At 53.7% G+C, this 13,179-nt stretch carries 12 protein-coding genes; 4 read left to right on the forward strand and 8 right to left on the reverse strand.

What is annotated here, in order from left to right:
- Window positions 1–94: 94 nt before the first annotated feature.
- On the reverse strand, window positions 95–2,719 hold the full coding sequence (locus tag A6X21_RS05135; RefSeq protein ID WP_068846450.1) for a M14 family zinc carboxypeptidase: 2,625 nt from the start codon (window positions 2,717–2,719) through the stop codon (window positions 95–97).
- A gap of 126 nt (window positions 2,720–2,845) precedes the next feature.
- On the opposite strand from A6X21_RS05135, the gene A6X21_RS25315 reads away from it, so the two are divergent.
- Together A6X21_RS25315 and csrA are read left to right on the forward strand one after the other, a co-directional pair.
- Window positions 2,846–2,974 carry a hypothetical protein gene (locus tag A6X21_RS25315; RefSeq protein ID WP_261340084.1) on the forward strand — a complete coding sequence of 43 codons (129 nt, stop codon included), beginning with the start codon at window positions 2,846–2,848 and terminating at the stop codon, window positions 2,972–2,974.
- A 348-nt stretch (window positions 2,975–3,322) separates the two neighbouring features.
- Complete coding sequence (gene csrA, locus A6X21_RS05145) at window positions 3,323–3,520, forward strand: carbon storage regulator CsrA (protein WP_013108593.1); 198 nt, start codon at window positions 3,323–3,325, stop codon at window positions 3,518–3,520.
- A gap of 700 nt (window positions 3,521–4,220) precedes the next feature.
- On the opposite strand, the gene cysC is transcribed toward csrA, so the two are convergent.
- The 3 genes from cysC to A6X21_RS05170 form a co-directional block, all read right to left on the reverse strand.
- The gene (cysC, locus tag A6X21_RS05155; protein WP_068846616.1) at window positions 4,221–4,832 is read right to left on the reverse strand and encodes an adenylyl-sulfate kinase; all 612 of its coding nucleotides are present in this window, start codon (window positions 4,830–4,832) and stop codon (window positions 4,221–4,223) included.
- 524 nt (window positions 4,833–5,356) lie between these two features.
- Window positions 5,357–5,902: a PspA/IM30 family protein gene (locus A6X21_RS05165; protein ID WP_068846458.1), complete on the reverse strand. Its 546-nt coding sequence runs from the start codon at window positions 5,900–5,902 to the stop codon at window positions 5,357–5,359.
- 272 nt (window positions 5,903–6,174) lie between these two features.
- A complete protein-coding gene (locus A6X21_RS05170; protein WP_068846460.1) occupies window positions 6,175–6,813 on the reverse strand; it encodes an RNA polymerase sigma factor in 639 nt (212 codons plus the stop codon).
- A 340-nt stretch (window positions 6,814–7,153) separates the two neighbouring features.
- On the opposite strand from A6X21_RS05170, the gene A6X21_RS05175 reads away from it, so the two are divergent.
- Together A6X21_RS05175 and A6X21_RS05180 are read left to right on the forward strand one after the other, a co-directional pair.
- A complete protein-coding gene (locus A6X21_RS05175) occupies window positions 7,154–8,422 on the forward strand; it encodes a lactate racemase domain-containing protein (RefSeq protein WP_083233413.1) in 1,269 nt (422 codons plus the stop codon).
- A 49-nt stretch (window positions 8,423–8,471) separates the two neighbouring features.
- A complete protein-coding gene (locus A6X21_RS05180) occupies window positions 8,472–8,915 on the forward strand; it encodes a hypothetical protein (RefSeq protein ID WP_068846464.1) in 444 nt (147 codons plus the stop codon).
- 66 nt (window positions 8,916–8,981) lie between these two features.
- Here the strand turns inward: A6X21_RS05180 and A6X21_RS05185 are convergent, their stop codons facing one another.
- The 4 genes from A6X21_RS05185 to A6X21_RS05205 all read right to left on the reverse strand — a co-directional run bounded on the left by A6X21_RS05185 (window position 8,982) and on the right by A6X21_RS05205 (window position 13,166).
- Entirely contained in the window at window positions 8,982–10,493 is a 1,512-nt protein-coding gene (locus A6X21_RS05185) for an MFS transporter (protein ID WP_240490168.1), read from the reverse strand.
- A 570-nt stretch (window positions 10,494–11,063) separates the two neighbouring features.
- Window positions 11,064–11,681, reverse strand: coding sequence for a 3-isopropylmalate dehydratase small subunit (leuD, locus tag A6X21_RS05195; protein WP_068846468.1), 618 nt, complete (start codon window positions 11,679–11,681; stop codon window positions 11,064–11,066).
- A 104-nt stretch (window positions 11,682–11,785) separates the two neighbouring features.
- Entirely contained in the window at window positions 11,786–12,394 is a 609-nt protein-coding gene (locus A6X21_RS05200) for a Uma2 family endonuclease (protein ID WP_068846470.1), read from the reverse strand.
- A gap of 169 nt (window positions 12,395–12,563) precedes the next feature.
- The gene (locus A6X21_RS05205) at window positions 12,564–13,166 is read right to left on the reverse strand and encodes a Uma2 family endonuclease (protein WP_068846472.1); all 603 of its coding nucleotides are present in this window, start codon (window positions 13,164–13,166) and stop codon (window positions 12,564–12,566) included.
- Window positions 13,167–13,179: the final 13 nt, after the last annotated feature.

The following is a 13,179-nucleotide window of genomic DNA, read 5'->3' on the forward strand; positions in this document are numbered from 1 at the left end:
ACTGATACCTTGCGTAATTAAGCCCCCGCAGTACCCTAAGTTAACATCATGTCTCGATAGAAGTACTTATAAAGCACTTTTTTCGCATGGGACTTTACGGCAACAATATTGCCCGGAAGAGCAATGGAAATGTGCCTTGGGACCAGGCGCGGTAGTGGGGGCGGAAGGCGAAGAGGTGGATTTTCCCGGCATCGACCCGGGCTTCGACCCAGGCTCCCTTCTGGGCCAGAACTTCTGGCCGCGCAATGAAACCCGCCAGCAGCAGATTGTTTTCAGGATAGCTGGCCAGCGTTTTCAGTTGCGATGGATTCGCTTTACCGGACTTCCCCTCGTTCACTTGCCACGCCGCAGAACCAGAAAACATCATGGGGATGGAATCGGGCAAACCGGCAGTTAATGGATCTTTCACAGGAGTCACACGCAGCACACTGCCGGGACAGGAAAATCCTTCCGCATCTTTCGATGTGACCACATTCTCCATTGGCAAACTGAACTGGGAAATCGCCCAGGCAGCCGATCCTTCCGTGGTGATCAACTTGCCACCCCGCTTCACGAACTGATCAATCGCCAGAATACCATCGGGCCCCAGCCCACCTGCGTAGCGTTCTTCAATGGTGCCTGGAGCCCGCCCTTCATTGATTGTCTTCGATGTGACGTCGGGCAGAATGAGGACATCCAGAAACTCCCTCAGTTCCCCTGCTTTGAGCATCTCATTACGAACTGTGACAAACGGGATCCCGGCATCATCCAGCACCCAGCGCAGCCAGCCTTCATCCATGCTGGCTGTCCATGGTGCATAAAGTCCTATTCTGGGGAGACGGGAAATCGTCACTTTCTCTGTGGCTTCTTCCATTCCGAAAGGAGTGCTGGCAGGACGCATCAAGCCCGCCAGCTTTCCCTGAATGGCCACTTCCCACGCTTCACCGCGAGTCAGGGCGGCGGCCAGTGCTTTCCAAGAGCCTGAATCTCTGATGGATAATGTCTGCCGGTCGCCAGCAGCAATGCGAGCGTCAATCGTCATGCCGCGGATGGCTTCATCAGCCGTAGTGACAGGCTGCAGATCGTCAGGCAGATCTCCCAGCACCTCGACGCGGCGGAGTCCGAAAAGATGGGCCAACGCCCAGCCAGAGACATCATAAGGTTTCTCCCCGGCTGGAAATCCCTTGAGTTCGAGCAGATCTTTCGCATGGCGACTATAAGGTTGATCACGACGTATCACGATCGATCCTGCAGAATAATTCCGGCCATCGATCAGTAAGGGCTTCGTGGCCACATGCAGCTCGATTCCCGAAAGGAGCAGAATATCGGCAAACCGACGAATGGCGTGGCGATCCACCTGTTGAGCCGGAATGATCCAGCCCCGCACACCATTTCCATGGCCATCGCTGATGGCTCGACTGGCGGCGGCGTGTGTCGTTTCCAGCCAGAATCGAGGCTCCCGGCTGACACTGCTCAACATCGACTTTGCAAAGGCGAGTTCGTAGTTGACGATATCCTGCAGTCGCCACCAGCCTCCCGGCCATGGATGAATAAACTGGTTGGAGGGGAGATATTCGGGCCGCTGGAGAGGGTCTTTCAGTTCGCTGGGCTTGATGAAAACTGGCGAAGCAATGTTCACCGAAGCCGCTTCTGTGAGAATCCCCACCATGTTGTGGCGAGCCGGTACTGATCGATTTCCACCGTTCCACCAGTTGTCGTAACCAATCCCTGTCGCAATTCCTGAATGCCCGGCCCGTGTCATGTCAGCGACAGCGCGAGTCCCCATGAGATTGATTGCTGCGACCACATCCCGATCCAGATTTGGATTCAGCGGATCGCGATAAGGGGGCACAAAAAACCGTTCGCGAGTCCCGGCACCATACTGATGGGCATCCCACATCACCTGCGGCTTCCACTCATGGTAAAGCAAGTGGGTCATCAGGCGCGCTTCCTTTTGCGTCAGGCTGAAAAAGTCGCGATTGTTGTCGTGCCCTGTATAGAACTGATACAGCTTGTTGAGAGCAGCCCCTTCATAAGGGGTACCAACCCGTTCCCGATAGAACGAAACAATATGGTCCACACCATCTGGATTCAGTGAAGGAATCAGCACCACGACAACGTTCTCACGAATTTCACGCCAGGGGGCTTCGTCGGAGGTTGCCAGGAGCCAGGCCAACTGCATCCCCATTTCTGTTGAGGCTGGTTCATCGGAATGCATGCTGAGTGAGATCAGAACAATGGGTTTTCCCTGGGTAAGGGCGAGTTGACGGTCATTGGCCGTTCCCAGGCGAGGATCGGCGATGAGTTTGGTCTCGCGTTGAATCTCCGGCAGACGTGCCAGATTCGCAGGGCTGCTGATTACCGCCACCAGCAGATCTCGCCCTTCAGTCGTCTTCCCTGCATTCTGCAACAGCAAAGCGTCGGATGCCTGATCAAGTTTCTGATAGTACCCTGCTACCTGTTTCCAGTCGGCAAGCTGAAAATCAGTCCCGACCGGCCGCCCCAGGTAGGTTGCCGGGCTGCTGGAAATGTGGGGATTGGACTTGGCAAAAGGGACATCCAGATCTGGATTGGCTGCAAACTGTTGAGTGATTTTCGCGTCTTGAGCGATCGCCAAACCGGGATTGGCAACAAAGGCAATGAGAAATACCAGAGCCGGTAGTCGTGTGAAAACTGGCGTAATGGCTGATTCATACCAAGCCTGCCTGAATTTCTGAGACAACGAACAGACTGCAAACATCCGGATTCCTCACTGACTCTCGGGATTTCCCACTCACAAAATCACAATTCTGGAGTCGATCCTGTCGACTTCCTTGAGTTTGCTTCGGGGAGCGCACCCTATGCCTACCCATCCGGGATAACCAGCATGGCTGGGACTTGTCCAGCGGGAGTTGCGATCGATCCTGACATTTTCTTCGGCGGGATGCAGCACTTCGGGACTCGCTACAACCGGCACATCATGAATTCTCTCTACAAGTGTCAGACTGCCCTGTGATTTGCGCAGGAATCCCAATTTGTGTCGTCGTAAACTCTTAACATTGGTCGGAATCGCCGATTCATAGGTTGTCGCGGTTGTCACGGTTCACCTGGCAAAGTCAGCCAACAAAGGTGAAACGAGCATGACGACCCTGAGTCCCATCTCTCGAATCTCTGTGACGCCTGCTGATGACCAGCACTTTCCATCCATGACGGATGGGCCCATGACGGGCAGCGTCACAGAACATTCGAGGTCTGGGATTCGGTTTCAAACAACAATTTATGACCGCAGATCCACACCCCTCCAGCATCTGCAACGGACGCACATGGCCGTGCTCGATCTGGACAGCACACAGGAGATTGCCCGATGCTTGTCCTCTCACGTCAACGCGATGAAAGCATTTTCATCGGAGATAACATCAAGATCACCATCGTCGATATTCGCGGCGACAAGGTTCGGTTAGGCATTGAAGCCCCGACTGAAGTCCCCGTCCATCGGCAGGAAGTTTACGAAGCGATTCAACGCGAGAATCAGCGAACCGTTGAGCCTGTTGCGAAGTCCTGAAGACGTCATCGAGCACCGGACGCGAGAAATGATCAGTTGTTTTCCCTGCTGTGGGTTGCGGGGATTGCAACAGATGATGACTCATCCAGCCAGGGCGGTTTTGACGAGATCTGGAGTCCATGCCCATTCTTACCTGGTGGGTTTATCGAGACAGATTTGGCGGCTTCCAAGGGCTGTTCAAGAAGTCAACTCGCGTTGACTCTGCTTTGATCTCGTCAATCCTACTCAGGTTTTCACGGCAGGAGTCGCCGCTCCTGTCAGAGGCCTGAAGGTGCAAAGGCAGTTATCGAGACCATCGCCACAGGTGCATCCAATCATCAGTTGATCCGATCGACAAGTGACGCCCTGAGGCCCTTTTCGCTGGGACAACTCACCGTGCCTGATGGTCAAAAGTCTGATGAGCTCCATTTTTGAGGGGAAGTGGAACCATCAGTATTGAACATGCTCGAAACAACTTCTCAACATCGTGATCGTTATGAACAGCGGTTGATGGAGAGGTTGCGATTGAGATGAAAAATGGCCGCATGAAGCTGGCCTGAAATGCACAACCGACGGCAATCTCATGCAGGAGATTCCCGTCGGTTGTCGCGTTTCTTTGGGCTTGATCGAGCCCTGAATGTCCGATGCTTGCCGCTTTGGGCAAGCATGTTGTCAGAACTTTCACCACGCGGCCTTAAATGGCGATATGTGGCAAATCGACTTACGCCTTCAGGTAGCCGTTCTGCTCGAGATAGGCCACCACTTCCTGAGCCAGTTCGGCGATCCCTTTGTTGTCCGAATCCAGTACGAGTTCGGGCTTTTCGGGTGCTTCGTAGGGGTCATCGATCCCGGTGAAGTTCTTGAGTTCGCCAGCACGTGCCTTCTTGTAGAGGCCCTTCGGATCACGCTTTTCGCAGGTTTCGAGCGAAGCGTTCACATAAATTTCGACGTACTCGCCTAGAGCCAGAATGGCGCGCACTTTATCGCGATCAGCCTTGTAAGGCGAAATGAAAGCCGTACCCACGATGGTACCAGAGGTGGCAAACAGCTTGGCCACTTCACCAATCCGGCGGATGTTTTCAGCGCGATCTTCGGCGGAGAATCCGAGGTTCTTGTTCAAACCCATACGAATGTTATCGCCATCGAGCACAATCGTATGTATGCCACGCTGGTTCAGAAGATAATCGACTTCGTTGGCAATGGTGCTCTTGCCACAGGCGGAGAGCCCTGTGAACCACAGCACGGCTCCCTTGTGTCCCTTGATCTTTTCTCGCTCAGCACGGCTCACTTTGTGTTCATGCCAGGTCACGTTCGTCGCTTTTTGTTCGGTCATCAGAGGCACCTTCCCATTGGTCTGCAGATTCAATTCAAAACGGTTTAACATCACTCGGGAGCCATACAGGAACATCGAGTGCTCTGACGAGACTTCCTACAGGCCGAGGATTCTATGCAAGATCCAGCAATCCTTGGAGGTGTTGCAGGAAATCCGCAGGCATGCTGTACGTTGACTTGAAAGACCACTCGTGAAAGATCACCAGGAGAGGTGACTGGCACCAGAATACTGGGCCAATTTCAGTCTGCGATGGATGGACGTATGTCGCCTGTCGCAGCCGGAATTTCTTCCCGAGCCGTGATGTTAGGAAAAGTCTCGTCCGGATGGAAGCAGAAGTGGACAGGTGCTGCCAAGCGAGGCCCAAAGACGGGATCAATACTCAAGAGCCCGCAGTTCAGCGGTACCCAGTTGGAGCCCATACCGGCATTACTCGAAGTTTGCCAAGTGGATTTGAGCATTTCACCACAGAGAGTGGCAAAACTCGTGGCATGTCGAGGTTTTTTTTTGAAGTGAGGCGATCGGCGTTAGCCGGCCAGCAACTCTTTCCGCAGTGCATCCAGATCGGCATTGATGCGCTCATTTCGATCCTGCTGCAGGCTGATCCCGCCTTCCTGCGGGAAGTCTTCCGTTTCGTCGGTCGCGTATCCCGCGCGGAGACTGGCCAATTTTCGAACGGCCTCGGCTTTTTTTGACTCCAGAGCTCGCTCCGTCGTTTGTAACTGCTCAAATGTATTCTGGGCGGCTCGATGCTGTTGTTGCAGACCAGCCACCAGGTCTTCGACCTCGGTTTTTCTGGCCAGAGCTAAACGGGCACCACTTTCGTTGCCGCCCTGCAACTCAGTCTTGGCTCGATTCTGCCACGCCATAATCTGAGTACGGCGTTCGGAGATCTCCCCCTCCATGCGATCGACGGCAAGGCGGGCGGCCGTCACACTCCGCCGGGCGCCGGCAATTCCCTGATCCATCTCCTCGATAATTTTTTCCAGAGCCTGAACAGGGTCGGTTTCATCTTTCAGTAACTGGGAAAGATTGCAGGTTACGATATCTGTTAATCGGCTGAAGTAGTTCATAATGCGTACAACTCTCCACTGATATCAGTCTGCAGGCACAGGAGATGACCTCCTGAAAACTACAAACCACCTCTCCAGACGGCTTTCAAATCGATGAACGGCAGAATCATTTGCTCTTCAAACACAAATCTTCGGCTCTCCGTCCCCAAACCGATTGAATAGCTTCAAGAACGATTGAATATCGTTTGCGGATCACTTCTGGCAAGCACCTTCTGAGATTTTATCGTTTCCTGGGGTTTCTGTCTGAATGGACTTTCTGCGGTACCAACTCTTTAAGTCAGCTCCTGCGAGCGGCTTTCTCCTTCCGCCTCAGTCAGCAAATTCGGAAATTCGAGGATTCCGCGTGCCTGCAGTTTTTGTCGCAGCTTTTCTTTCGCCAGACGCAGACGACTTTTGGTGGTGGGCAGATTGGCTTCCAGCGAGTCAGCCACTTCGGGCAACGTCAACTGGTTGTAGTGATGCAAAATAAACGTTAATCGCTGCTCTTCAGGAAGTTCTTTCAAAAACTCATCGACGAGTGCCGCAACTTCGCGAATATCAGCCACCTGTTCCGGGGAGCCGATCTCTCCCACCATGTTCTGCAACAGTTCGTCTTCTTCCTGACGAGGTTGAATCGTATGGATCAAGGCATCGCTCGACCTGCGGCGTAAGTTATCGACAAGCAGATTTCGGGCAATCCGAAACAGCCAGCCGCGAAATGCACCTCGCGGCAGATAATCCCACGACTGGTTATAAACCCGCAGCAACGTCTCCTGGGTCAGGTCTTCTGCCTGTTGCACGTCATGGATCTGACGTACAAAAAAACCCATGAGTGGCCCCTGATAACGCGATACCAACTGATTGAATGCCCGCGTCTCACCCGTTTGGACGGCCAGCATCAATTCATCATCCGTGGGGGCCTGAGAACTCATAAAACCAACAATATTCCTCGACATCAACACGGACTGGCATGATCCCTGACAACCTGATCATCCAGCAGGGCAGGAACAAGCACCAGTTTTGCACGATCGCTGTCCGCGCAGCGTATGATTCCCTCTGTAAATTGTCTATCGTGAAGCAGGAGTTGATTGTGCAGGAATCAGCCTGAAGTTTTGAATTTCTGCACAAACTTGAACCTCACAAACTGCAGAGATCGCCCAATCAGAGTTCGGTGAGCCAATCGCGACCCGCGTGCAGCCATACGACTTTACGATCGATAAGTTTTGCTTTGCAGAGTTTGCACCGCATTATTGAAGAGTTGAGTACTGACCGATGAGTTCGCAATCCCCCTCGAATACCAGTCCCGCAATGCCGTTTGGAGCCAGCTCTTCGTGGCTCTGTTCGCTCGATGCCAGTTCGATTATGGCCTCACAGACGGGCCCCGCCCCTTTAGCAGATCTCTCAACGGCAATTGCCAGTGCTTGCCGCATGCCATGCGATTTCCCCGCTCTGGGTGAGGCACTGATCCCTGATGATCGAGTGGTGATTGTGCTCAATCACCGTGTTCCCTGTCGCGAGGTGATCGTCAAAGAATTGTGGCAGATTCTGGCTGAAAGAGGCATCGCACCAGCTCAACTGACCATCATCGATGCTCCTTCATTATCAAAACCATCGACGGATCCGAGGTCTCTACTCCCGGCTGGTATTGCCAGCGAAGTCCAGTGGCAGATCCATCAACCAGCCGATCCGAATGGTTCTGGCTATCTGGGGAGCAGTCTTGGTGGCGAACGAATCTATCTTTCACGGGCTCTGCTGGATGCCGATTTCATTATTCCCGTGGCGACTGTCGAAGCGGATCCCGTCCACGGTCTCTGCGGTGCCATCCACGCCATCTTTCCGGCTCTGACAAACCTCGAAAGCCTCCAGAGGCTTAACAAGGCCAGCCACGAGGAACTGCATGCCGAAGACGAACGCCCCATTCGGCAACTCGCCGAAGAAGTGGCGGGGATGCTGGGTCTGCAGTTCTCCATCGAACTGGTCCCCGCAGCAGGTGGAACTGGAGTTGCCCAGGTGCTGGCTGGTCAACCGGATGCAGTCCATCGGCTCGGCCGCCAGGCGATTCGTGAGCATTGGCTGCTCAATGTCGATCGCCGATCCGAAACCGTCGTGGCTGCGGTCACAGGACAGGCAGGCGAACCCTGCACTTGGGAAGATGTCAGCCGGGCAGCTCAGAATGCCCGCCGATTAGTCATTAATGGCGGGCGCGTCGTGTTACTGACCGACCTCTCAGCCGAATTGACCGAAGGCTGGGAGTTGGTCAGAGACTGCACACAGCCACGCGATGCCATTCGTCGTGTGAAAACCGTTCAGCCTGTCGATGAAATCTCGATTGATCAGATGCTGAGAACAGCCGACTTTGCCACTGTCTATCTCCTCGGCGGGCCTGAGGGTGATATTCTGGAAGAGCTGTTTCTGCATCCGTTGGCCAGCCTGAAGGAAGTCGATCGACTGCTGGAAGGCACCACTGACTGTATTCTGCTGGGTGGTGCACAATACGTGCGTGGGAAAGCCCGGCAAGCGCAGACTCATGTCGAAGAGTGATCGATGTTTTGTGGTTCTGATGGATCCGTCGTGAAGTAAGGGACTGTTTGTGTCGCGTATCCCGGCATTAGTCGCAGGTGTTCTGCTGGTCTTGACGGGAGCGGCTCTTTTGCTGCACGCATGGGGCCAATCGAGTGAGAATCCGGGCACTTCCAAGGCGATCTCAGCGCAGGAAAAGCGGGCTCGCCGGCGGATCCAGATTGCCGCTTTGATCATCCTGGAAGGATTGTTGATTCCTGCGGGAGATCTCTGGATGGAGCAACGACCTGCCGCCGTCCTGATGGCTGCCTTCTGGATTGGCGTGCTGCTGATTGCACTCTGGATCGGTCTTCTGGCGGTTGCCGACTATTTCTCTTCGCGGGCGATGCTCCACTTCAGTTTAGAGCAGATCAAAGAGCAGCAGCGTGTGCTGCAGCAGCAGGTCGATGCTCACCGATCGAGGAAGACCATGATTTCCCCCACAGCCGGGGATGAAGCAGATCCTGGCACCTGAAAAGAGAAATCCCGGAGTGCAGTGCCAGCACCGGGATTTCTTTCTTTGCGAAGTGACCGACTGACTCTATTCGGGCAGTGGTTTTCCTTTGGTTTCCGGCAGGAAAGGGAGTACCACTAAACCAATCAGGAATACAAAGCACATGGTGGCGCCGGTGTAACGGGATGCATCTGCCTGACCTTGGTACATCATGTCGAGATAGACCCGGCCCAGCGGTCCTAAAGCAGCTACGAATCGTCCCACGTTGTAGCAGAAGCTGGTCCCTGTGGATCGAAGTCGAGTAGGGAAGAGTTCCGGGAAGTAAATTGCATAGCCGGCAAAGAGCGACAACTGGCAGAAACCCATAATCGGTACAAAAACAAAGATCTGCCAGAACTCCCGCAGGAAGAGACAGACTGTGACAGTACTGATGAATGCCGCTGTGAGAGCCAGTGCAAATGTCGGCTTTCGACCAATCTTTTGCGAGAGTGCGCCAAAACCGAACATGCCAAAAAACGCACCGATATTGAGCATGATCGAGACATAGCTGGGCCAGCGGTTCTGTCGCCCGCTTACTGCCGATTCAAATTTGCTTTTGAGTTCAACCAGCTCTGAGGAAAGCTCGATAGGAGTTGCTGGGGCATCTTTCACAGGAGCAGGATCGACGAGATTCATTTTCTCATCACCATGAATCGCGACAAATTCATCCCGCACTGCCTTCCGAACATCAGCTGCCTGTACCTCACGAATGAGATCCGTCGTATAGAAGCCCACAGACCAGAGTCCAACGACACCTGAGCAGCCCAGCACCAGGCCAAGCAATGCATGCTTTCGCCATTTGGCATCCTGAAAGAGTGCCCGGTATGAGCCCAGTTCGACTTTTTTACCTTCTGAATCATGCGAGGCCGACTTCCACTGCTCGGGTTCTTTCAGGTAGCGTCGTACCACAATTGCCAGCAGGGCAGGAATCGCTCCGATAAGAAACATGATTCTCCACGGGCTGTAAGGCAACCCCTGTTCTTCTGCCAGACCCAAAGACAGGTTGATCAGTGCCGCAGAAACATTGCCAACTGCCGACAATGCCTGCAATAAACCCAAAGTGTAAGGTCTGGCATTGGAGGGCATAACTTCAGCCACCAGAGCCACACCGACGGCAAACTCACCACCTACTCCCAGCCCGGTCAAAAACCGGTAAAAGGCAAAATCCCAGACACCAACTGCCAGAGCACTTAAGCCGGTGAACAGAGAATAGAGTAAGATCGTGACCAGCATCGTTTTCGCCCGGCCCCATCGATCTCCCAGCATTCCGAAGAACAATCCACCCGTTGCCCAGCCGGCAATGAAGATCGAAGTAGAGATGTTTCCGCCAAAATCCCGAGCCGCCTTGATGGCAGCAGCATCGGCACCCTCAGGGAGAACCACGAGTTCCTTCATCGCCGCTGGTCGCGCGAGAATAAACAACTGCTGATCGAGGCAATCAAAGAGCCAGCCCAAAGCGGCCACGAGCAGGACGAACCAGTGGTAGCGAGTCATCGATCGCCACCAGGGCCCGGGAAGGACAGGAGATGACGACTGAGCCGGTGTATCAATATGGTGCATAACGACTGGGCTTTCTGATTGGCTTTCTGGCGATTCTCGTCGTAAGGCAGCAGCAATCTCAATCAGGGATTGTTGCCATGGTCTCAGGGGCAAACCAGGGAGGGGAAAACTCGTGGGGGAATTTCAGGAAATATGGATCAACCGGTCTGGCGGACGAATTGATGACTGAGATCGACGCTGTTCCGCAGCACGAACTCTTCGAATGTCGCTTTTCCCGAAGATCTCTCCAGAACTTTCCCAGATCAAAGCCTGCCAATACAACTCAATCGAGAGGCTAACGCAAGCCCGCGAGCCAAATTGAGCTTCATGATTTCAACGCAAAGATCAGGCAATCCGCAAGATACGCATGATTGCCAGAGACCATCAGCGGTTCCGGGTGCGATGAATCGTCTTTGTGAACTTTGCCCCCCAACGATAAATCAGCGGGCTGAACCAGGATCCGTGGGCTCAAGCAAGAGTTGAAAAAAAGAGCCCGGCCATGGTGGCCGGGCAGGCAGGGATAGAAATTCGGTGTAAGTCGTCACATGGTCGACGTTTGGCAGATCTGCCAGTTCAACGAGGTCAGCGCTTTTACGTGGCGACAGCAAACTTCTGCAGGTAAGGAATTTTGGCAACCTGAGCGCGGACTTTGGGTTCTCCATCCAGCAGTTGGCCCAGAAAATCCCAGCCTCCCGTCGTCAGTGATTGCCTGGCACCTGGGGGAATCTCGACGTTTGCCTTGAGCTGCTGGCCCCCTTCAGATTGTGCAGTCACGGTTTGAGCCAGCAGATCGATGGCGACCGACGTGCGGGGATCGGCACTGATCAGCTTGGTCAAAGCTTCAAGGTCGGCTCGACTGGCTCGCACGCAGGGAATCCCCAGGGAGACGCAGTTCCCGAAGAAAATCTCGGCATACGATTCGGCAATGATGGCCTGGATGCCCCAGCGCATCAGGGCCTGTGGTGCATGCTCGCGCGATGAACCACAGCCAAAATTACGACCAGCCACAAGGATCTTGCCCCCCTGGAACTGGGCCTTGTTGAATGGATGTGCCGGGTCTTGAATCCGGTCATCTTCAAACGCGTGCTCGCCCAGACCGTCAAAGGTCACACACCGCAGAAAGCGCGCGGGAATGATGCGGTCGGTGTCGATGTCGTCCAGTAACAGTGGAACGGCTGACCCTGTCACTTGAGTAATGGCTTGAACCATGATGTCTTTCTTGTACTTATCAAAAAACTGCTGTTTGCAATAAACCTCAAAATAACGAACTTCCCATTGCCTGGGGCAATGGTCTGACCTTCGATTGTGAAATGTTAACGCGGTGCTTCAACTTCCCAATCATCGGGCAGAAAATCTTTCACAGGGACAGACCAGCCGGGTAACGCGGGTTCGGCCTCCGCTTGCTCACAGTCGCGATAGATTGTCGGTTCCTCAGGGCGGCTTGAACGATAGACACGAACAACTTGAGTCGAACGCAAGTCAATATCCCAGACGACCAGTGTTCCTGCGGCAAAGTAATCGCGACGTTTGTCTGCCAGGCGTATTTCAGCACGTGGGCCATAGTCGTCTTGACTGCGAATTTCCACGGCAAACACGGGTGGAATGGGAAAGGGCTCAAAGCGAGCAGGCGGGCCAAGGTAAAAGGCGGCATCAGGTGAAAACGACTGCCGATGAGGCAGTTCACATCGAAATGTTCCGTTATCTGAAACAGCAATTCCGTGGCCGGTCGCTTGAGAGTAATGCTCGATCAACCGTCCGATTCTCGTGGACACGATCGTGTGCCAGGCCCCTGCGGGAGACGTGAGAAAAATCCCTCCATCAACAATCTCAGCCTTCCCCTCGATCCCTTCCAACTGGCGAAAAAGATCATCGACCCATAACTGGGTCTCTGCTTTCTGCGGTGTTGTCAGGGCTGGTGCCATGGTTTCGTTCCAGTGAAAACTTCAGATCAACTTGATAGCAACTTCTGCAAGGGTGTCCTTTCAAAAGTCCACCCATAACGAACACTGATGCCTGAATAAATTCCTGTACTTTAAAGCCGCTTTTGATTCTCCGGCACATTGAATCAACGCATGCTAAACAGCCGCAAGATTATCTGGTTGGTTTCCAGTTGCCCGGCAAAAACTCTCTCACTTGGGCTTTCCAGCCCGGCAGAGCTGGTTCGGCATCTGCGATTTCCATATCGCTAAAAATCGCAGGCTCTTCGGGAGCATCCTTTCGATACGCTTTGACGACATTCGTCGAGAGAAGATCCACATCCCAGACAACGACAGTCCCTGCGGCAAAGTAATCCTCTCGCTTGGCTGCCATCACCCGCTCGGCATGGACTCCGTAATCGTGTTGACTCCGAATTTCGACAGCGAAGATCGGAGCCATAGGAAATGGTCCCATATCCACGTCAGGCCCGATATAAAACGCGGCATCAGGACTGAATGATTGCCGATGAGGCAGTTCACATCGAAAAGTCCCGTTGTCCGAGACAGCGATTCCGTGACCGATCTTCTTCTGATATGCCAGCAATTGCGAGTAGATCAATCCGGACACAATCGTGTGCCAGGCCCCTGCGGGAGACATGAGAAAAATCCCTCCATTAACAATCTCAGCCTTCCCCTCGATCCCTTCCAACTGACGAAAAAGATCATCGACCCATAACTGGGTCTCTGCTTTCTGCGGTGTTGTCAGGGCTGGCGCCATGGTTTCGTTCCTC

Source organism: Planctopirus hydrillae, from assembly GCF_001707835.1.
GTDB lineage: Bacteria > Planctomycetota > Planctomycetia > Planctomycetales > Planctomycetaceae > Planctopirus > Planctopirus hydrillae.